17 protein-coding genes are annotated in these 20,468 nt (G+C 45.9%); 6 read left to right on the forward strand and 11 right to left on the reverse strand.

Features of this window, described 5'->3' with window-relative positions; translation table 11 throughout:
• The first annotated feature begins 104 nt into the window (after positions 1-104).
• Positions 105-3,593, forward strand: a complete 3,489-nt coding sequence (nifJ, locus tag LW808_001985) for a pyruvate:ferredoxin (flavodoxin) oxidoreductase (protein UPA28813.1) — start codon at positions 105-107, stop codon at positions 3,591-3,593.
• On the opposite strand, the gene LW808_001990 is transcribed toward nifJ, so the two are convergent.
• Complete coding sequence (locus tag LW808_001990; protein UPA28814.1) at positions 3,583-4,266, reverse strand: hypothetical protein; 684 nt, start codon at positions 4,264-4,266, stop codon at positions 3,583-3,585. The two genes, nifJ and LW808_001990, sit on opposite strands and share 11 nt — an antisense overlap.
• Positions 4,267-4,354: 88 nt before the next feature.
• On the opposite strand from LW808_001990, the gene LW808_001995 reads away from it, so the two are divergent.
• From LW808_001995 to LW808_002015, 5 genes are all read left to right on the forward strand, one after another.
• Positions 4,355-5,218: an NTP transferase domain-containing protein gene (locus LW808_001995; GenBank protein UPA28815.1), complete on the forward strand. Its 864-nt coding sequence runs from the start codon at positions 4,355-4,357 to the stop codon at positions 5,216-5,218.
• A gap of 144 nt (positions 5,219-5,362) precedes the next feature.
• Complete coding sequence (gene asd, locus LW808_002000; protein UPA28816.1) at positions 5,363-6,259, forward strand: archaetidylserine decarboxylase; 897 nt, start codon at positions 5,363-5,365, stop codon at positions 6,257-6,259.
• On the forward strand, positions 6,256-6,747 hold the full coding sequence (locus LW808_002005) for a hypothetical protein (GenBank protein UPA28817.1): 492 nt from the start codon (positions 6,256-6,258) through the stop codon (positions 6,745-6,747). The genes asd and LW808_002005 overlap by 4 nt, the downstream gene beginning before the upstream one ends.
• A gap of 114 nt (positions 6,748-6,861) precedes the next feature.
• On the forward strand, positions 6,862-7,413 hold the full coding sequence (locus LW808_002010; protein ID UPA28818.1) for a DJ-1/PfpI family protein: 552 nt from the start codon (positions 6,862-6,864) through the stop codon (positions 7,411-7,413).
• An 87-nt stretch (positions 7,414-7,500) separates the two neighbouring features.
• Positions 7,501-8,100, forward strand: coding sequence for an alkaline shock response membrane anchor protein AmaP (locus tag LW808_002015; protein UPA28819.1), 600 nt, complete (start codon positions 7,501-7,503; stop codon positions 8,098-8,100).
• A gap of 25 nt (positions 8,101-8,125) precedes the next feature.
• Here LW808_002015 and LW808_002020 read toward each other — a convergent pair whose 3' ends face one another.
• The 10 genes from LW808_002020 to LW808_002065 all read right to left on the reverse strand — a co-directional run bounded on the left by LW808_002020 (position 8,126) and on the right by LW808_002065 (position 19,947).
• Complete coding sequence (locus LW808_002020; protein UPA28820.1) at positions 8,126-8,665, reverse strand: crossover junction endodeoxyribonuclease RuvC; 540 nt, start codon at positions 8,663-8,665, stop codon at positions 8,126-8,128.
• A 179-nt stretch (positions 8,666-8,844) separates the two neighbouring features.
• Positions 8,845-9,801: a hypothetical protein gene (locus LW808_002025; GenBank protein ID UPA28821.1), complete on the reverse strand. Its 957-nt coding sequence runs from the start codon at positions 9,799-9,801 to the stop codon at positions 8,845-8,847.
• 129 nt (positions 9,802-9,930) lie between these two features.
• Entirely contained in the window at positions 9,931-10,737 is an 807-nt protein-coding gene (locus LW808_002030) for a hypothetical protein (GenBank protein ID UPA28822.1), read from the reverse strand.
• Positions 10,738-10,797: 60 nt separating this feature from the next.
• A complete protein-coding gene (locus LW808_002035; protein UPA28823.1) occupies positions 10,798-12,183 on the reverse strand; it encodes a hypothetical protein in 1,386 nt (461 codons plus the stop codon).
• 40 nt (positions 12,184-12,223) lie between these two features.
• Positions 12,224-13,684, reverse strand: coding sequence for a hypothetical protein (locus tag LW808_002040; protein UPA28824.1), 1,461 nt, complete (start codon positions 13,682-13,684; stop codon positions 12,224-12,226).
• Between the two features lie 194 nt (positions 13,685-13,878).
• Positions 13,879-15,072: a hypothetical protein gene (locus LW808_002045; protein UPA28825.1), complete on the reverse strand. Its 1,194-nt coding sequence runs from the start codon at positions 15,070-15,072 to the stop codon at positions 13,879-13,881.
• Between the two features lie 60 nt (positions 15,073-15,132).
• Positions 15,133-15,858: a hypothetical protein gene (locus LW808_002050; GenBank protein ID UPA28826.1), complete on the reverse strand. Its 726-nt coding sequence runs from the start codon at positions 15,856-15,858 to the stop codon at positions 15,133-15,135.
• A gap of 575 nt (positions 15,859-16,433) precedes the next feature.
• On the reverse strand, positions 16,434-17,075 hold the full coding sequence (locus LW808_002055; GenBank protein ID UPA28827.1) for a hypothetical protein: 642 nt from the start codon (positions 17,073-17,075) through the stop codon (positions 16,434-16,436).
• Entirely contained in the window at positions 17,017-17,349 is a 333-nt protein-coding gene (locus LW808_002060) for a hypothetical protein (GenBank protein ID UPA28828.1), read from the reverse strand. The genes LW808_002055 and LW808_002060 overlap by 59 nt, the downstream gene beginning before the upstream one ends.
• A gap of 324 nt (positions 17,350-17,673) precedes the next feature.
• Positions 17,674-19,947, reverse strand: coding sequence for a hypothetical protein (locus tag LW808_002065; GenBank protein ID UPA28829.1), 2,274 nt, complete (start codon positions 19,945-19,947; stop codon positions 17,674-17,676).
• Positions 19,948-20,468 lie beyond the last annotated feature (521 nt).

The raw sequence follows: 20,468 nt of genomic DNA on the forward strand, positions 1-20,468 counted from the left end.
TTACAATATTTTTTTACAAAATTATAATACATACTTAACATCCAACGTTATCCGTGGAATCGCCATTGACGGAGACCGCTTTTTCTGCTTTTTGCCCTGAAAGCATGAAACAAACGCACCTCGCGATTCTCGACGCAAATGAGGCAACGGCATCGGTCGCTTACCGCCTGAGTGAAATCATCGCCATTTACCCGATTACGCCTTCTTCAGCTATGGCTGAGTTTTGCGACGAATGGCACGCAAAAGGTCAAAAAAATCTCTGGGGAATCGCGCCGGATATCGCCCAACTCCAGTCTGAAGGCGGTGTCGCCGGGGCTTTACACGGTGCGCTACAAGCGGGTACTTTAGCAACCACTTTTACCGCCTCACAGGGACTCTTATTAATGCTCCCCAACATGTTCAAAATCGCAGGGGAATTGACACCATTCTGTATGCACGTGACAGCACGGTCTGTTGCAACCCATGCGCTATCGATTTTCGGCGATCATTCCGATGTGATGGTATGCCGATCGACCGGTTTTGCCTTTCTGGTATCGTCGTCCGTTCAAGAGGCCCACGACATGGCTGCAGTCGCACACGCAGCGACCCTCGAATCACGGATTCCATTTGTCCACTTTTTCGACGGCTTCCGGACCTCACATGAAATTAACAACTGTCAATTACTGTCAGATGACGACCTTCGTGCCCTCATCGAAGAACAATATATTACGGAGATGCGGCAGCGGGCGCTAACGCCGGATCATCCCTCGATTCGAGGAACGGCGCAAAACCCAGATGTTTTCTTTCAGGCACGCGAAGCGGGTAATGCTTTCTACGCACGCGTCCCCGCAATTCTGGAAAAATATTTCGACAAACTTGCTCAGCGAACTGGGCGTCATTACCGGCTCTTCGACTACTACGGTGCGCCCGATGCAGACCGTGTCGTCATCGCGATGGGATCAAGCACCGAGACCCTCCGTCAGGTTGCGGAAGAATGCAACCGCCATGGCGAAAAAGTTGGCGCCCTCAAGGTACGGCTCTTTCGACCGTTTTCACTCGAACACTTGATTAAAGCGCTTCCCGAAACGGTACGATCGATTGCCGTTTTAGATCGTACTAAAGAACCAGGCGCACTCGGCGAACCACTCTTCTTAGATGTCGCTGCCGCACTACAACAAGCCGGACGTTCCATACGCATCATCGGTGGACGATACGGGTTAGGGTCGAAGGAATTTTCGCCAGCCATGGCAAAAGCGGTCTTTGACGAGCTCCAAAAGCCGAACCCACGCAATCACTTTACCATCGGAATTGACGATGATGTTACCAACACATCGTTGGCGTATGACCCCAGTTACCAACTGCCGCGGAAAAATATTTTTGAGGCGATGTTTTTCGGTCTCGGCTCGGATGGAACCGTTGGCGCAAATAAAAATACCGTCAAAATCATTAGCAACGAAACCGACCAGTACGCCCAGGCATATTTCGTCTATGACTCGAAAAAATCTGGTGCGATGACGATTTCACACCTGCGGTTTGGTGATGAACCGATCGAAGCGCCCTACCTCATTCAAAATGCAGACTTTATTGGCTGTCACCAATTTTCGTTTATCAATCGCTACGACCTTTTAAAACACGCACGTGATGGAGCAGCACTCCTTATCAATGCCCCCTATTCTCCCGAAGATCTTTGGGGACATCTTGTTCGCGAAGTACAGGAAGACATCACGCAAAAACACCTCAAAGTCTACACAATCGATGCCTATCAGGTTGCACGCCAAGCAGGCATGGGCGGCCGCATTAACACCATCATGCAGACGTGTTTCTTTGCGATTTCGGGTATTTTACCGCGTGAAGAGGCGATCGCCAAAATTAAGCAGGCGATTCAGAAAACATACGCTAAAAAAGGCGAAGCCGTTATTCAGCAAAACTTCGAAGCAGTTGAGCAGGCGCTCGCACACTTACATCTGGTCCCGGTACAAGCCGTTAACAGCAATTTACACCGCTCCGAAATTGTCTCACCGGAGGCACCGGCATTTGTTCGCGACGTGATCGCACCGATGATGCGACAAGAGGGCGACACTCTACCAGTCAGCGCGATGCCAATCGATGGGCGTTGGCCGAGTGCGACATCTCAATGGGAAAAACGCGATATCGCTCAGGAAATTCCCGAGTGGGATCCTTCGATTTGTATCCAATGCAATAAATGTTCTTCGGTTTGTCCGCACGCCGCAATCCGCACAAAATACTACCCTGAATCAATGCTCAATGGTGCTCCCGAAGGGTTTGCTTCTGCCAATTATCGCACTATAGCCGGTCAAAAGTTTACCGTCCAGGTATCGCCGATGGATTGCACGGGCTGTGGTCTCTGTCATGAAGTTTGTCCTGCGAAAAATCGTCAAGATCCAACGAAAAAGGCGCTCAACATGGTCGCAAAAGAAACCATATTCAAGCAGGCACAACAAAACTACACTTTCTTTCAACAGTTACCGACACCAGAAATTCTTGAAGTCAAAGACGTGAAAACATCTCAGTTCCGGACGCCGCTCTTTGAGTTTTCAGGCGCATGTGCTGGCTGTGGCGAAACTCCGTATATCAAGCTTTTAACCCAGCTTTTTGGCGATCATTTGTTGATTGCAAACGCAACGGGGTGCTCTTCCATTTACGGTGGCAATCTTCCAACCACGCCGTATACAGTAAATGTGGAAGGGTGTGGTCCTGCTTGGGCAAACTCGCTCTTTGAGGATAACGCAGAATTCGGCTTTGGCATCCAGCTAGCAACCGAAAAGAAACGCCTCATTGCGAGCGAACTCCTTCAACGAAACGCCACGGTCATCGGGATGTCACTGGTCGACAAAATCTATAAGGCAAAGACCATTCCAGAACAGCGCCAAGCCGTCCGGCAATTACAACAACGGCTCACGGAAATCGATCTCACCTCGGAGCCGATTTTGCTTCGTGATCTCGCGGAAAACCTCATCCGCAAGACGACTTGGGTCATCGGTGGCGATGGCTGGGCGTACGACATTGGCTACGGCGGTCTCGATCATGTTTTAGCGAGTGGCCGTGATATCAATGTACTCATCCTCGATACGGAGGTATATTCTAACACCGGAGGTCAGCAGTCGAAATCAACACCCGCGGGTGCGATCGCCAAGTTTGCGGCTGAGGGGAAATCGCTTCCCAAGAAAGACATTGGCCGTCTCGCCATAAGCTACGGCAACATCTACGTCGCGCAAGTCGCTTTGGGTGCCAATAACAATCAGACTGTCCGAGCGATGTTGGAAGCGGATGCGTACCGTGGCCCGTCGTTGATCGTCGCCTACTGCTCTTGTATTGCGCACGGGTTTGATCTGCGTCGCGGACTCGATCAGCAGAAAAAGGCGGTTCAATGCGGCCACTGGCCCCTCTACCGCTATGATCCGAAGGGCAAATTCCAGCTCGATTCCAAGTCACCGACGCTACCGCTGGCGGACTACATGGCTGGCGAAACGCGCTTTAACGCCCTACAACGAAACCACCCGGAGCGCGCTCAGCAACTAATTGCGGAAGAGACGGAACGCATACAGGACAAATTCGCGTTCTTGGAGCAGATGGCCAACGGAACTAAGGATTAATTCTCGGAAACGCAGTTTCTCCAGTGTCCGTTGTATTGGGTATCCAAATGGGAGAATTGTCTTCGGGCTGCTCGATGATTTCCATGTGCGCCGTACATTCCGCCGCAACCTCTGGTGTGAAGGCATCGCACAGGCGTTCGACATCATCTGTCCATGGGCCAAAATCATTTCTTGTTTTAGCCTCGTCCAATTCCGCCACGAAATGAAAAATGCACTGCCGTACTTCTAGCGCGATATCGTGTGTCCCCAGCGCTGTCTGAGTCATACCATTGAGCACTTGGGCAAAAATTTCCTTTGCAAACTTGTGGCACGCTGCCTTGCCGACTTCAGTATCATCGATAAACGCTTCGCTGGCGACAAATTGCTTAATGGTCTGGCTGAGTGTCGTATTGGTTTGAAATTGGGCGCGAATATTTTCCCTCTCCGTGGTACACAGGCCGCACCACGCTTCAAATGACATAGGCGCTTGACGCGTACGGTTGACAGATTTCTCAAAATGCTGAGCATCGCCTAGGCCCACGCTTCCTAGTGTCCCATTATGGACATTAGGATCTTTCCCTTGGGCGTTTGAAATCTGAACATTCCCCTTCCCTCTTCGGAAAAGACTACACAACTTGCTCGGAAGACTTTTAAACCAATTAACGATACTTGCACCAATAGAGCCGATGTTCATGCGCTAGTTTTATAAATTTTTATTAAAACATCAAACATTCTTCCCGATTCGTTCTGGTCATTTAGTTTATAATTTTCACCCTTAATGTGTGAAAGATATATCAGTGGTTATTCTAGCGGCAGGGATGGGACGGCGGTTTGGAGCGGCCAAGCAAATTGTCGCTTTATCGCGGTATCAGTGGCCACTAATCCGATTTAACCTCGTCGATGCGCAGAAGGCTGGCGTTCGGCATGTCGTCATCGTTACACGTTCGAGTTTGTTGCCCTACTTCCAACAAGAGCTGGTTCCCGCACTGCCAGAAATGAAGTTTGATTTTGTATTTCAAGATCAGGAAGTGCCACACGCGATTCGACGGGCAAAACCTTGGGGGACGGGACATGCCCTCCTCTGTGCGGAGCCTTTTACACGGGAGCAGTTTGTGGTCCTCAATGCGGATGACTATTATGGCCGGGAGGCTGTGGACGATGCGGTGCAGTTTTTGTGCCATCCCGGAGCTCAAAACTACGGCTGCGTTGGATATTTTTTAGAAAACACGCTTTCGCCGAACGGGGCGGTTTCGCGCGGGGTAATTCGAACAGAGGGAAACCGAATCATTCATATCGAAGAATATGTTCAGATCCAACGCAATGCCTCGGGCGTCATCGAAGCCGTTGAACATCGCTCACAGCGGAAGGTGACACTTCCTTCTCAGCAATCCGTATCACTCAATCTCTTTGCATTGAATCGATCGATATTTCCAATTTTAGAGCGCAAATTTAAGGCATTCCTTAAGGATAACGCCTCCAACAAAGAAGCCGAATTTTTCCTCCCAACAGCGGTCACAGCATCCGATGCACCGACACCGATGGAGCTAATACCGACGCAAGCACACTGGTTGGGGTTGACGTATCCCGATGACCTCCCCTACGCCGGGACCCAGCTGAATCATCTCATCGCCCAGGGGTACTATTAAAATAACGCTTCAAAAGCCTTTGAAACAAAAATTAATGTACCTCAGAGGATCTGGCGTTGACATGTATCGCGAATCGTCAAGTGTGAGCTGTTTCAAATTTTCCTTTCCATTTAGAAAAAATTTGTTTCACTCGCCTCCGTATCGATGGGGAAGGAGGTCCAGTTTTTCAACCGATATACGCAAAAACTCGAACAAGAGCAAGTGTACGGCGAGGCCTTTCTTCGATTTCTCTATAGCTCTGCGGTTGGAAAGTTAGCCCTAAATCAGGTTGTTAAACGCAAGGCAGTTTCGGATCTCTATGGCTGGCTCATGCGATGGCCTTCGTCGAAAAAGAAGATTAAGCCGTTTGTCGAAAAGTATCAGATTGATACGTCAATGTGCGTAAAACAGCTTAACGAATTTACCTCCTTCAATGACTTCTTTACGCGACAGCTAAAGATCAACGCCCGGCCGATTGCCGTAGGGCCACAAAAAGTCGTATTCCCCGCCGATGGGCGTCACCTCTATATTCCAAATCTATCGAAACTCCCAAGCTTTTTTGTTAAAGGCCAGCAACTCACCCTCAAAACCCTCCTCCAAAACGAGAAGCTGGCACAGAAATTTAAAGATGGCGTTATGGTGATTTCCCGGTTAGCTCCGGTCGATTATCACCGCTTTCACTTTCCGTGTAACTCCCGTATTCAGCGTATCTATTTGATTAAAGGGGACTACAAGTCAGTCAACCCGATCGCGACCCGAGAACGGATTGCAATTCTATGCGAAAATAAGCGAATTGTTTCGGTACTTCAATCGGAGGATCTCGGCCCATTTCTCATGGTCGAAGTCGGCGCCACGTGCGTCGGGAGTATTACCCAAACTGCAGAAGTCGGCCGGATTTACTATAAAGGAGAAGAAAAAGGGTTCTTCAGTTTCGGAGGCTCAACGGTTATAACCATTTTCCAAAAAAATAAGATACGTTTCGCGGAAGATCTTTGTGAAAATTCTGGCAACGGAATTGAACTCTATGCCCTGATGGGCGATGGTATGGGAATAAGAATATGAAACGACTCTATATCGTAAGGAATGCTCATGCGGCGGTCGGTGCGATCGACCGTGAGCGGGAATTGGATGAGCAGGGTAAACGAGAACTCGCGTCGATTGGAACGCAAATGGTCGCCCGTGGAATGCGCCCGAGTATCATCTTAACCAGCGGCGCTCGGCGGGCAATCGATACCGCGAAACATATCCGTGAGGTCTTTGGGCTATTGGTAAATGTCATCGATATCCGTGAGGAACTCTACACTGCGGACCTTGAAAAAATCCGCGAAATTCTCCAACTTTTACCGGATGAAAAGAATTCGGTCATGATTATCGCTCACAACGATGGTGTCACAAAACTCCTCGAATCCATTACGGATGGGGATTACAAGGACTTTCCCAATGCCGGTATGGCGGTGATCGAACTCCGCCTCCGTCACTGGAATGAACTTGAATCCAGCAGCGGCCGAGAGATCGCGTTTCTCCGCCCTGAACTCGCTGAGGCGGTCTGACGCTGCTGTATCAGTACTGGTAATGGCTCCAAAATTTCGATCGAATATGGTGGGAGGAAGGAAACCCCTTCATCTAAGGGCTGGATTGGTTAAAATGGGAAAACTTCAGGAACGATGAGTACCGCATGTGTATTACTATTTGACGGTTTCGAGGAGATTGAAGCCGTCAGTACCATCGATGTCTTACGGCGTGGTGGGATTGAGGTGATGACTGCCTCGCTTGCCGCGCCAATGGTGACTGGTGCGCATCAACTAGCGCTCAAAGCGGAGACATCGATCGAAGATCTTCAAATCGGAAAATCTCGAGCGCTTTTCGATGCGTTGATTATTCCAGGTGGCCCTGGGATACTCCAATGGCGCCATAACCCCGTGGTCTCGGAGCTTATCCGACAATACTATCAGGCAAGCCATCTCGTCGCTGCGATTTGCGCTGCTCCGATCTTACTGTATGATCTCGGCATTTTAGAGAAACACCGCTACACGGCGCACTTTTCTATGGAGGAGCTCACCCCTCACGCACGCCTCCATGAACTCGTGGTCACTGACGGCAATATTATTACTGGTTGTGGTCCAGCAGCGGGGATCCCCTTCGGTCTCGCGATTCTCCGCTATCTTACCAACGCCGAGGTCGTCAAAAAGGTCGCACACGGCATGATGGTTCCGTAAAACTCTTGCCTCAGTTAACCGGGACTTCTTTTATATTTTTGATCTTTTTTATTTTCTTTTTGAAAAATCGTCTATCCTGAAGAGCCTATGGAAGCAATCGGAAACTTTTTTTCCGGCTTATGGAGTTTGGAATGGTGGAAAGCGCTCGCTCAGAGCATTACGGACCACCCCATTTTTAAGTGGCTGGCAATCATCGCCATAGCGACTTTCGCGATCCATCTCTTGTTTTTCATTTTACGGCTATTGGGTTTCCGTCGCGCAACAGTCCTTCGGATTCACACTGATAACCACGGGATTGTTTACCTCAAGCAATCGGCGCTCAAAAATTTTATCAAAAAGATCTGTCGGCAGGTTGTCCCCCAGGCCAAGGCTCGCGTCGACTGCGTTTCGCGTTTCCGAAAGATCCGGATTAAAGTCACACTTTCGTGTCCTCATGATGCGCAACCCGTCAGCCTTCACATCCAACAGGCCATCGCACAAGTCCTAAAACACGAAATCGGGATTAGCAATCTCGGACGCATTGATGTCGTCGTCAGCCATATTTTTGGCCCAGTCCAACGCAATTTTCTGGGTACAGGAGCACCGCAATTCCAGGAGTCCTCAACCGAAACTCGTGGGTCCATAAACCACGTTCTATCAAATTTGCGTGAGGCGCGGGAAGCCGAGTCGGTGCCACCAGAGTTATAACGGGAGCGGTCCTAGACCGCTCTTTCTAAGAAACAGGCGTCCCGATATTCCACAGACAACACAGCGCGGCAGCGGCGGCATCGGTCTCGTCAAACCCGACTTCAAGCGAAGTTTTCAGAATCCCCTGCACCATCCGCGACACCTGTTCCTTCGAGGCCCGACCATACCCACACACGGCCTGCTTGATCCGCAGCGGCGCGTATTCATAGAGCGGCTTCTCTGCGAGCGCAACGGCTGACAAAATCGCTCCACGTGCAATTCCCATTATCTGCGCCGTTTGGAAGTTCTGGACATAAATTGTCTGCTCCGCCGCGCATACATCGGGCTGGTACTTATTAAGAATCTCCGCCACTCCTTTATGGATTTTCCCTGTACAGGACAGCAAATTCTCTTTTGCGGGGATTTTTAAGGTTTGGGAATAAACCAGTGCGATCCGGTGATCCTCAAAAACTTCTAAAACTGCCAAACCAGTTCCCCGCAAGCTAGGATCAATACCTAAAATTCGCCCCTGAAATGCGTGGTTTTGTGTTTTTTCCCTCAGCGCCTGCTCCCAATCGGAGCTCACCAACCGTCGCTTCGACGATCGTTTTATCGTGCGCACCGCGCCACCGGTACATAGCGCCCTTGTCCATAATCCCCTTCGACTCCGAGCACTACACACAGCAACCAATAAAAAAACGCCCCTCCCTCAGGCAAGAAGGAAGGGGAAATTTATGGTTAGACAACCACTTTATCTATTAACGGTTACTGATCGATATCCCCGGCAATTTCTTGCAAACGCCCAATCGAATCATTCAGATCCCACTTATTGCTGTCACTTTGAGTTTTTTCGAGTCCTTGTAATTTTTCAACAACCTCCTGAATCCAGCTTTTGATCGCATGGTTACATGCTTTCTCGTCCTTCAAAAGCCCAGAAAGATCGAACCCAACCTGTGAACCATTTACCGTCAATGCCTCATCTGAAGCTAATATCGTACAAAAATTATCAACAACCCCGGTTAAGTGCTGCAGTTGTTTGCTGCTAGAGGCCTTCTTTATGGCAAAATTTATATCCTTGTACTTATTGGGAAGCGAGCTAAACATCCCTTCGGTATCGAAAACTCGCCGCACACAATCTTTAAATGCCAGAAAGGATTCGAGAGAACTACATGAATCATGGACACCCTGATCCCGTAGACCCAAACGCATCAATAAAGAAACCAAAGTTGCGTCACAGGAGCGTACAGTCTCCGCAACCTTGGCTAGCCTATTTTTCCATTCCGTCGTGAGTTCCAGAATCTTTTCATTGCATTGCTCGAACTGACTCTGCAGTTTTGCCCGTTCTTCCGCGATTTCCTGTTGGTTTTGCTGGGCCTCATGTTCCCACTGGTTTCGTTTTCTCTTGGCTACTAGGTAAAGCGATTTGGAGAATTTTAGCTTCCGACCTATGCGCGCCTTTTTGAATCCACCCGCCTGGAGGTGCTCATTAACCAGAGTGCGCTTTTGGGCGTCGTCAATGCGATACTGGCTGGCCCATTGTTGAACCTTTTTAGTATTCTTGAGGAGTTTCTTTATCTCTTTCGCATCCCAAGAATCGAAATTCTGATACTTACTGGCATATACCTCTAACGCCAGCAGCTTATTGAGCTCTTCATCGCTAATGGTATAGTTCCCAACAGGGATATCGGAAGTTTCAATGTAATGATCAATGCTAATGTTCATGGAGTAAGCATAACATTTTTACATATTTTGTAAATAAATTATTTAAACTCTAGCGGCATTTATTGATAAAATTTTCAACAACTTACATACAGAAATTGCTCTTGCTGGGGACTGCCAGGCCCCCAATAATCACTTCTCCTGGGCTTCCTTTGCCTCCTTAATTGCCAAATCGAGAGCCTGCAATTTTGTCCTTAAGAGCATTTCTTCTGTATTTTTAGATGTATCTAATCCGCCCCAGTACTTCGACTGAACCTGCCCATCGGCGTCGTAAAACTCTTTAAACTGCTTCTCCACTTCCTGTTGAAGTTTTTGCACGTTATCGGCGTTGGATTGGACTGCCTCTTTAAAATTCTCGATAGACTCCTTCAATTTTGCACTCGCAATACCCGCTTTTACAAACTTTCCCGCCATCGCGGTGTAATATTTTTCAAACAATTGAGTAACTTCACCGTGGTGTGCTTCCAGCTCCCGCCTCTTTTGCCGGTCTTTTATGCCTTTGATGGCCTCGGAATAAGAGTCCAACTGAGACTTGAAGTCGCTCCGATTGGTCTCATAGGGCGCCTTGTAGGCATCTACTTTTTCCTGATAGGGACTGATCTTCGCCTGATACTCCTCAGCTTTTGCCCTGTATGGTGCCATTTTTTGCTCGAGATTCTGATATTCGATTTTCTGCTGGTGCTTTGTGCTCTTCGCCTTGTGATACTGCTGTGCAGAAAACTTCAGGGCCTTCTTTCCTTCGTCTACATCAAATCCCTGAATATTGGCGTATTTTATGATCTTGGCTTTGGTCGCCCTGTAGTCTTCCGAGTTCGTTAAGCTCCCCCAGACTTGCTTCACAAAGTTACCAAAAATTGTTCCACCCTGCCGCTCTGTGCGGAACTTCGCCGCTTCCCATGCAGTAATGCCGTAGCTAGATCCATTAATATCGATTTTCATAGTAAATTCCCCAATTGAAAGTGCATAGTCTCCGGAAACAATTATTGAAATTCCTGGACGCTAACCTACTTGATAACCAAAACAAAATCTCCCTTTGCTGCGCTCGAGAAAATCTCGGATTTTTTTAGCGACTTCAGGATTATCCTTGCTGATATTTTCTACCAAATCATCAAGACTCCTTTCCCTGGCGTTAAGGGATTTGCGGACGTCGTCAGTCGCTTTTTGCAACCGGCTTGCGAGCCCACTAAATGCAGAATTATCATTATTTTTGGAAGGATCTCGCAAATGCGACTTCTCCTCGGGAATTGTCCCTTCAGAATCCACAAACTCTTGAAACGCTATAAGGTTATTTTGCAGGTCAATTTTGCTATCGCTACCACCCTTGCCATTTAAAAAATTCTCAGCTTGCTTTATGTTTTCCTTGAGATTGTCATATGGTTGCAGTTGCTCCTCCACCTGGAGGTAGAGTTGTTCTATTTTATTACGAATCCGGTTAATTTTTTGGATATGCGGATTACTGGCATCGTTTTTCCATTCTTTCGGAATATACGTTTGCATGGTATCGAGAAGTCTTTTCCTTCCATCACACATTGTTTTAATCTTCGAGCGACAGGTCTCTATACAGCCACCGTAAGCTTTGCACTCTGTTTTAGCTCTTGGTAGCGTTGCTTGCAGCTCTTCCGCGCGCTTCTTAAAATCGTTGAGTGTATTTTGGAGGGCCGTAGCTTCATCGTCTAAATCTGTTATTATGCTATGATCTTCTTCAACGCCGAGTTTTTTGTCCATCGTGCTAATAATCCAGTTAAACCCTTTATTGATCGTGTCATTTTCCTGTTTAAATTTGGATAATTCTTGATTCTTTAGCGCCATCGAGGCATCGACATTTTCTTGGAAAAAACGACAATTTTTGCGGACTGTTTCAATCGAAGTCATCTGTTCATCGAGTTTTTTCTGAATGGCGTCGCGCTGATCGATTATGCTTTTGAGCACAGTTATTCCTTGGGAATGAAGATTACTAATGGCGTCGTTAAGGGACTTAAGCTGATTGGAAAGTCTTGCACATGTCGCTTGGCGGCTCTCTGAGCGCTTATCGATTTCAACAACTGAGCCTCGAATTGCCTGCCAAGAAGAACGCATGGAATTGATCTCATTCCGCTCTTGCTGACGGTCCGTCCGAGCAGCGAGTAACTGATTTTTGACGAATTTTAATTTTCCCTTTTTGACTACGAACGCGCCTCTCTTGACATAATCTTCCAAAAGGGGTTTCAGCCCTTCTTGATAGCCGGACTTATCGTTGATGATTTTTTTAGCGATTCCGCTCTGCCTGACCGCGTCCAAGAAGCCCGCTTTTGACTTACCATCTATCATCGCCTTCTCCGAGGCCAGGAGCTTCGAAAGTTCCCACTGGCTGATGCGGCAGCTTGCTCCATTGATGTTGATGTCCATATTAAAGTGAATCTGAAATTTGAATGTTTGTTCCGTCCCATTAGGGATTCGTCTGGGCTGGCAATTTCTGTAGACCTTGCCACATCTTGACGATCTCCCGCATGTCAGAATTCATTTTCGTGATAACCTCGTCAGGGATCTTGCGAAGACTCTGTTTTGCCGCGTCTTTTTCTTCTCGGACCCGGTGATCGATTAATAGGAGAGTTGCATCTTCTCCATAACTTAAATCAAAATAACCCGAGTCTTCTTCATCCTCTGAATGATGATTTTCCTTCCAGTAACACATGCATTTTCGAAACTCCTTAATCGTATTTTCCATCTCATCTTCAAGAGTCTTGATATTGCCACCTGCACCACGGATCTTTCGCTCCGAACACACAATAGAATCTTTCGCAACATCAAACGAATGGAATTTTTCCACAAATCCGCTGAAAATTTTTTCGATATCCGCAAGGCCCTGGTTGATGGCCTGAAGTGATGGATCTTTATCGGCAGAATTGAGATCTTGGCCTTGTATAAAAGATTTCATTGCCTCTAGATTCGCTTTTTCTTTGTCACACTTTGCCCGAAGCTTTTTTCGAGAGTCTTCGATCGCCTTGCCGTACTCGTCGAGTTCTTTTCGGTAGAGTTGAATTTCTTCCTTTACCTCAGGCTTCCATTGTGACTCCAGACTTGCCGTAAACTCGTCGACCTGCGATTGTAAATCTTTCAGGGCCTTAGCACCTTCTGCGCCCAATTCTTTGTTGATCTGCGGGCCAAGTGGCTTAAGATATTCGTAGATATTATCGTCTACTTGCTGGTATTGTAACAAGTCTTTCTCTGTTAGTTCTGGCATTTCCAATGCGGCATTAACAGCGGGTTTAGCCATACGCAGGGCCTCATCTGTTCGGCGAAGTTGTGTCTTCTTCGCCTCAAAATTCTTCAGAATGGTATCGAACTTCGTAGCGAGATCCCTTATTTCGTTTACTTCTTTCAAGCCATTGAAACTCCCTCCTCGGTGCTGATCCGCTTTAGGCTTAAGTTGTCCAACAACATAATCCTTCGCCCCTTTGAGAAACTGTATTTTCAAGTCGAGTTCCTGATACGCTTTCTGGCGTTGATCGAGCAGAGAGCGATATTCCTTAAAACCGCGCTGAACCCCTTGCCAATTGGCGATGTATTTATCCTTCCCGGGTTGCTCCTCCTGCTTTTTGAGGCGCTGCGTCTCTTCCTTGTATTGCGCCTCATCAATCTTCTGTTTCGCCCTCTTGAACTTTGTTTCGGAAAACTTGAACTTGTCCCCGTTGAAATCGAAACCGTCGTGGTTAATGTACTCACCCAGCTTTTTATAAAACGTCATTGCCTCTGCTGAATTCATTTGCATGCTCTTGATCTGGCGATACTCATGGGCAACATTCCGAAAATTGACCTTCAGTCCCTTCTCCGCGACAGCGAATTTCGCCATCTCCCACTGCATTTGCCTGGTCTGAAAATTATTCCTGATCTGCTCAACAACGCTCATATTGCGAGTATAGCATTATTGGTTAATTTGTAAATAAATATTAAATTACGTCATTCCATCCCTTCATTTTACAGCAGCTGCTCGCCAGAGGGCGGATCGGAGGATTTTTTTTGAAAACTCTCGGGTATTAATGGTTCTAAACCTAATTCCTCTGCGGAAGGCGGAAGCGGATAGTTGGAGGTCCCAAACGGTTCCTAAGAACTGAAGTCATATGGATCTAGTGGAATGAACCCTTCAAACGTATTCGCGTTGTCAGACGTGGTGGATTGCCATGAGGGAATTTCACTGTCATACACAGGTTGCGCACTTTCTGCAACATCGAATGTCTGCTGATCATAGTTTTGTTCATCGGGCGACTCTGTCCCTTGGATATCTGGCATTGAATTATCAACGTGTGCCTGCTGTGCTATTTCATTGGGGTTGAAAATTTCATTGGGGCTGAAAGATGGATCAAAGAAGAATTGGCCGTGTGGCATCCCGAACTCATCGAACGAATTCTCTGGCATAACAAAACCCTGATCGCCATATGGTGGAACCGCATTCACCTCATCGCTGACAAATGGAACCAATGGCGTGAAATTATTCTCCCAGTCGTCCTCTTCTTGAGGAGAATGAGCGTACAACGATACAGCGTTTTGTACCTCAGCCTTATCCTCATAGGTCTTCAATTTTTGCTCAAGTTCCTCAATCCCACGTTCGATGGAGGAACAATCTTGCTGAACTTCCCAACTTCTATTACCAACTTTTTCCTCCAGATCCCTAATACTTTCGCGCTGTGTTTGAAGTTCTTCCATATTTCCCTGTACCAATACCTGCTTCCCTTCTTCGCATTTCTGTTGCAACTGACCTACTGATTGTTGCAATGCGCCAATTCTTGCTTGATGATAATCACTGTCTTGCGAAAGCCCGCGGTACGTATTCCAAAGCTCATAACGCTTACTGGAAAGTTCATGATGCTCTGTACTTCCCGTTTGCTCAAAAGGTTTTAACCTCGCATCAAGGGCTTCGAGTCGACTGCGAAAAGATTCAAGTTGCTCCGGATATTTATTGATATTACGGTTAATTATGCCGATTCTCTGTTCACAAAAATTCAAAGAATGCTGTAAATTCATTTTAGCATCCCGCAATTGTCGATAGGCTTCATCAGAAAACTGGAGTTTGGAAGCACCAAAAATATTTTTTGTTGTCACAAAGGCCTCTCTATTTTCGTTTAGCTGATCCTTGATGACATCACTCTTACCTCCCATTACCTTTATTGCAATATTAACAAGTTGTCCAATCATAGCGAATGGGCCAACTTTTTCGCCTTGTTCAGCCTTTTGTGCAACAAACAACTTCGCCGCTTGTATCGCATTCGCCCGACCCCCTCCTTCGAGTGCAAACGTCATACATCCAGTGTAGTTTTATTGATTCATTTGTAAATAAATATTAAATATTTAGAACTTAGGCTATTTAGAAGAAGGTGGAACCAACGGGGAAAGCGGCGTATCAGGTAAAGGCGGTAGCGGCGAAGGACCAAAGTCATCAGGGAACGACTCTGGATTCAACACCGATATATTACCTGTCACTGTAGGTTGTAATTCCGGAAATGGCGATTCGTCGTACACAGGCTGCGCATCTTCTTCAACCTCGAATGTCTGTTGATCATAGTTTTGCTCGTCGGATAGAATGCTTTCCTTCGTATTTCCTGGTGCCACAGTGGGTTGCTGTTTCACGGAAGGTGGAATTTCCGAATTGTTTTGATTGTCGTATTCCCATTCTTCTTCGCTGAAGTCTTCTAAAAAGGGATCAAACGGATCATTTATGATATCATTGGGATCACCATTGAAAAGTGGATTCTCGTACTCCTCCCCCCAGTAATGTTCTTCATTGAAATTAGCCTCCTGAACTTCTCTCTCGGACTTCTCTGCCTCCAATTGGTCGTATTTGCTTTGTGAAAATTTAGGCTTCGATAGAAGAAACCTATCGCCTCCAACGAAAGCCGTCGCATACGTGTCCAATTCTTGCCGAGTCATACCGCCAGCGTTCTCTCCTTTAATCAGCTTTCTGGCATTCCCGAGCTGTTGATAAACGTCCCGAAATCTAACCTTTTCTCCCGGTTGCGTTTGTTTAGTCGCTAACAATTTCGCCACCTGCCATGCACCCACATTTTTCCCATTAACTTTAAAATCCACGATTAAAGCATAACACCACAAGATAGTTTGTAAAAAAACGCCTTACAGGAAATTTTTACGTTTCTTCAGGGAAATTCAGCACTAAAGTGGTCAACATAGAATGGGCTCGCGCTCACTCAAATAAAAATAGGTCGAATGCTTACAGGCGATTTTGAGACTGAAAAACGAGTTAAAGAAACTCATTCTCTGCCATTCCCCTGTAGGTTTTATGGAGATTATCTTAGATCATTTTTTACAAAAGGCACCCTAGGCCTTCGCGCTATCATTTTTCAAGTTGACTTTTTTATAAGTGGAAAATTTCCATTAACTGGAATTTTTCCATCTCGTCAAACTAATAGCTCAAGAGCCTGTCTACCAACTGACTCCGAAGCATAAAGTTCTTGGGTTCTAGTTATTTAGAGTTTTCATGAGCGGGCAGAGTTTTAGGAGCCCTAGTAGGCGCCCTTAATCTGTGACTCTTCTGCTGTCCATATGTCACCATCCGGATCAAATGCCTGTTGATCGTAGGACTACTCATTTGTTAAGACGTTGGCACCATCAGAGGCGCTTCTGATAATGCCCCCTATCGACATGCACTACCCCATCGGCCCCCAGCCCTCGTCCACACCAGGAGCATCGTTGAAATCGGAGTCGTTAATATTAAGCTCTTGGTTTATCAGTGGCTCGGAAGGGACATCCTTCATGTTGGGATCGTTTTCATCTGGAACAAACATAGGGGCATCTGCGTTGGGATCTTGTGACAGTTGCTTAAACGCTTCGTCCGCGGTGTCTTTTCCCAACAATCCTTCCAACTGAGTTTTCAACTGCTCGAACATCTTTATCGCGGATGAACACAAATCCGCGCCGGTCTCTTTGAGCTTATCTTTAGCTATATTTAATCCTGCTATCATTTTATCGCAGTCGCCTTGTAGGTCTGAAATTTGTTCTTGCGGCAGCTGACGATCTTTGACACTAGTGACCAAACCATCAAATCCCTGACAGAGGTTCGAAAAAGTTGTGAGCAACGATCGAATTTCTTCCTGAGAAGCAAAGTTTGGTCTTGTTGCAATAGCCCCCACGTGCTGCTCATATCCCTTTAGCTTCTCCCCTGTCTCCTTCAGAGACTCAAGTTTTTGATCCCACCCCAGTTTTTCATTACGCAACTCGTGGCACTTTGCTTTATTCAGTTTCAAAGCAGTCTTTCCTTTTTCTGAAGTCAAAGCCCCCTGCTTTAACATACGCTAACACTATATTGCCAATATTGTCTATTTTGTCCCGCTCCTTCTGGCTTAACCCGCTTAACCCGACTTTATCCGCTTTTTTGAGTAAGCGACTGATAATGAAGCTTTTGATGCCCTGTTTAATGCGCGCAAAGGGACCAGGTCGTTTACCTTTTAGCTCTTTATTCGTGATTAGGCTTTTTGCCACTTCTTTCGCGCTGATATCTCCAATCTTCTCCTCCCCCTGTGTAACAGTAAATCCCCTCGGGCCAACTGCTATTCTGAAATCCATATTTGAAGTATAACTTTATAAAGCAATTTGTAAAAAAAAAAACGCCTTACATAAACTTTTTTAACCTTCTTGCGAATAACCTCAAGTTTCAGGCTATTGAAAAATAAGCAGATACTTCTCTCACATAAAGAAAGGTCCCCTCCCTGGTATTTTTAAATGCTTTTGGGGAAACCGTCATCAGTCGATGATGCTTTTCAATGGGAAACTTTAACTCACTATCGGGCATTAAGATTCCTCTAACGGCGACCTTTGAAATCCCGCGAAGAATTTTATCAATTGGAATCTTTGAAAACCCTTATTTTCATACTGAGACTTTATGTCGTACTAATTTTTTCCTAACATCTCCTTAATCTCTTGGCATACTTTATGGAATGCTTCATAGTTTTGAGCAAAATCTTCATTCGTCCCATTCAAGCCTGCTACGTTGCTATTATATGCCTGCTCGATCTTTTGTTTACTTTGCTCGATAAGCTCCTGTAATTGCTCCAAATTAACCAAAAGTTCCTGGCCTTCAGTCGATTCTAATTCACCCTCATCTGAAGGTTCAACTGCGGATCTGGTGATTTCTGCGAGTGTTGCAGCATAGCCGATTGATCTATCAATTTGAGCCTTATCCCTATCAATTAAAATTCGACACCCTGCTGGCGTCTTCAGCAGTTCCGTTTCCAGAGCGCTCAGCTTTTCCATACACGCCTGTTGTAGTGGTTCAATTTCTTGATTTTTCTTTTTTACTTCATCTGAATCGCTCTTGAACCGCTTGTGGACCTCTGCAAACTTTTGTATAACCTCGTGATCGATCGTCACATCGGCCGTTCGAAATTTCTCCTTAGCACTATAGCAGTCGCTATAAACGGATTTTGCTTGCCGACTTGTTTCCTGGATACCCGCTTGTAAATCATCGGAGGCTTTGACAAAAGCATCATAAAGCGATTGGATATTGTCGGGTAATGTTTTGCCGTCAGATAATAGGTTATCGATAGCACCCTTAAAATCCTCCGCAGTTTGAACGTGTTGTGCATGTATCGCATTAGCCTTTTCTACATTGGTCTTGATTGCTGTATTGAATGCGTTGAGCTGCCTCCACGAAGCGGTTGAAGTACTGGCCTTCAGCCTTGATAATGATTTCTTTTCGCTTCTCCCTTGTGGGGCGATTCGACTCAGAAGCCCAATGTTCTGATCTATATCCTTGCAGAATTTCTCAATATCCTGAATCCTTCTTGAATCGCCGATTTTTAGCTGCTCAAGTTGAGCTTCGTACTCTTTTATGGTTTGCTCAACTCCCAAAGCAAATTCCTGACGGGTTTCAGTTTTATACGTCTCCAACTCGCCATATTCCTTTTCTAAGGCTTTCTGAAAATCTGGATCATCCAAAGCCAAAGTTGCAAATGCCTTCAGTGCAGCTTCATGATGTGCACAAATTTCGTCAAAATTTTTATTCCATTCTTCTTGTTTAGCTTTAAATCGGTCAAGCTTTGTCTGTGGCAGTGATTGGGCGTACTGCTTGAGCCCGCTGAGCGCAGTTTCGGCATTAGTCATTTTACCTTGAAGCCTTGATATCTTCCTATTCACATCCTCCTTTATCTGCCCCATACTTTGGTCCGTATTGGCAAAGAACTCAGAAACTTTCTGAAAATCTGGTGATTTTTCAAAATCTTTGCTTGGTTTGGCGTGTCCTAGTCGACGAATGGCATCCTCTATACCTTGGAGTGGATTCGCGAAATCTGAAGGTTTCCTATAAGCGGCATTTTCAAGATCTATAACTGCTCCACGTTGCGCCTCTCTCAGATTTGCGTACCCCACTTTTAGTTGATCTTGTAACTGCGCTTTTTTCTCCGGGTCAGTTTCGTTGCCAATAAGCTTTTCAAGTTCATTGAACTCCGCTGTCATGAGTTCGCACTTCTGTGATAATTCCGCCTCATATCGTTCTTCGAGATCATTGATTTGCTCATAGCATTGATTTAACTTTGTTTGGAAATCATTACATTTGTTCTTAAGGGCCGCTTGGTATTTTGCCGCCGTCTGTTCAACTTCCTTTTTAAAACTTTCAATTCGCTTAGGAATTTCCTGAATCACGTTTTGGAGTACCCGAAGCTTCTCTTTATCGTTGTTGACCTGCTTAGGATCATTTTTTAGAAGATTTTGTCCGACGAAAAGGTTCAGGTTCTTTTTAAGCTCTTTAATATCAGCGAGCATTTGGTTAAATTGGTTGATTTGCACCTGTGTCATCACATGTTGATTATCCTGAACAAGCTGATTTAAGTCATTCACATATGCACTGGCACTCGATTTTATATCGTACGAACCATGAACAAAATCGTTCACAACCTTCATGCCGTCCTTCACCTGCTTTTGCTCATTTTCCCATGCCTTTTCAAAACCCTCTTGATTGAATTTCCCAGCTTTAAAAGCACTCAAGCCAAATCTTTCGATATTCGCTTCTACAGAAGCTCTGCTGCCATTCTTAAGCTTAAAAAATTGCCCTATGGTCGTAGAAGACATTTTAAATTTACCGCCACAAGCCTCACGATTTTTCCTCTCAATCGCCGATGTTAGCCTTGCCGCCTGCCACCGACTGACACCCCCAATCATTTCTCCCATGGACCCAGTATATTTCCATACAGCAATTTGTAAAAAAAAAAAAAAACGCTTTACAGGAAAATTTTATAATTTCATTAATAATCTCACACTCTAAGTCATAGAATAAACAACTCACCTGCGCCCCGAAACGAGCATTCGTGCATCAATACAACCTAAATAACTTTCTCAAACAAGCCAATTTGTTTACATCTTAATCGACGATGTAACCTGCAATACACTCGTAATCACACTTAAGGCGAGGATCGCGACGCCAACAAAGGCACAGCCGCTATAGCTATTGCTGCTTTGATATCTCTGATTTCTCTTTTGCCTTGTTGCATGTTGTCTAGCTTAAAAGAGGCAACGGCATCAAAGGGAGACTTTGAATGCTATACGATAACGTTGAACCGTCTTCGAGCGTGACTTTATTCTTTTCTTCAGCCATGGGTATAAGATTATTCAATGCCTCCGCCAGATCGTTGTATGCTTCTACCATAGCGTAATCTTCTTTAAGAACATTGTTATACTCATCGCGAATAGTT

Source organism: Verrucomicrobiota bacterium, assembly GCA_021294815.2.
Lineage (GTDB): Bacteria > Verrucomicrobiota > Verrucomicrobiia > Opitutales > LL51 > LL51.

Excerpts from the sequence above, each read along its gene's own strand:
- LW808_002015 (UPA28819.1), top strand. The coding sequence starts at position 7,501 with ATGGAAGCAATCGGAAACTTTTTTTCCGGCTTATGGAGTTTGGAATGG.
- LW808_002060 (UPA28828.1), bottom strand. The coding sequence starts at position 17,349 with ATGGATTTCAGAATAGCAGTTGGCCCGAGGGGATTTACTGTTACACAG.
- asd (UPA28816.1), top strand. The coding sequence starts at position 5,363 with ATGGGGAAGGAGGTCCAGTTTTTCAACCGATATACGCAAAAACTCGAA.
- LW808_002065 (UPA28829.1), bottom strand. The coding sequence starts at position 19,947 with ATGGGAGAAATGATTGGGGGTGTCAGTCGGTGGCAGGCGGCAAGGCTA.
- LW808_002010 (UPA28818.1), top strand. The coding sequence starts at position 6,862 with ATGAGTACCGCATGTGTATTACTATTTGACGGTTTCGAGGAGATTGAA.
- LW808_002005 (UPA28817.1), top strand. The coding sequence starts at position 6,256 with ATGAAACGACTCTATATCGTAAGGAATGCTCATGCGGCGGTCGGTGCG.
- LW808_002055 (UPA28827.1), bottom strand. The coding sequence starts at position 17,075 with ATGTTAAAGCAGGGGGCTTTGACTTCAGAAAAAGGAAAGACTGCTTTG.
- nifJ (UPA28813.1), top strand. The coding sequence starts at position 105 with ATGAAACAAACGCACCTCGCGATTCTCGACGCAAATGAGGCAACGGCA.
- LW808_002030 (UPA28822.1), bottom strand. The coding sequence starts at position 10,737 with ATGAAAATCGATATTAATGGATCTAGCTACGGCATTACTGCATGGGAA.
- LW808_002040 (UPA28824.1), bottom strand. The coding sequence starts at position 13,684 with ATGAGCGTTGTTGAGCAGATCAGGAATAATTTTCAGACCAGGCAAATG.
- LW808_001990 (UPA28814.1), bottom strand. The coding sequence starts at position 4,266 with ATGAACATCGGCTCTATTGGTGCAAGTATCGTTAATTGGTTTAAAAGT.
- LW808_002035 (UPA28823.1), bottom strand. The coding sequence starts at position 12,183 with ATGGACATCAACATCAATGGAGCAAGCTGCCGCATCAGCCAGTGGGAA.
- LW808_002025 (UPA28821.1), bottom strand. The coding sequence starts at position 9,801 with ATGAACATTAGCATTGATCATTACATTGAAACTTCCGATATCCCTGTT.
- LW808_002045 (UPA28825.1), bottom strand. The coding sequence starts at position 15,072 with ATGACGTTTGCACTCGAAGGAGGGGGTCGGGCGAATGCGATACAAGCG.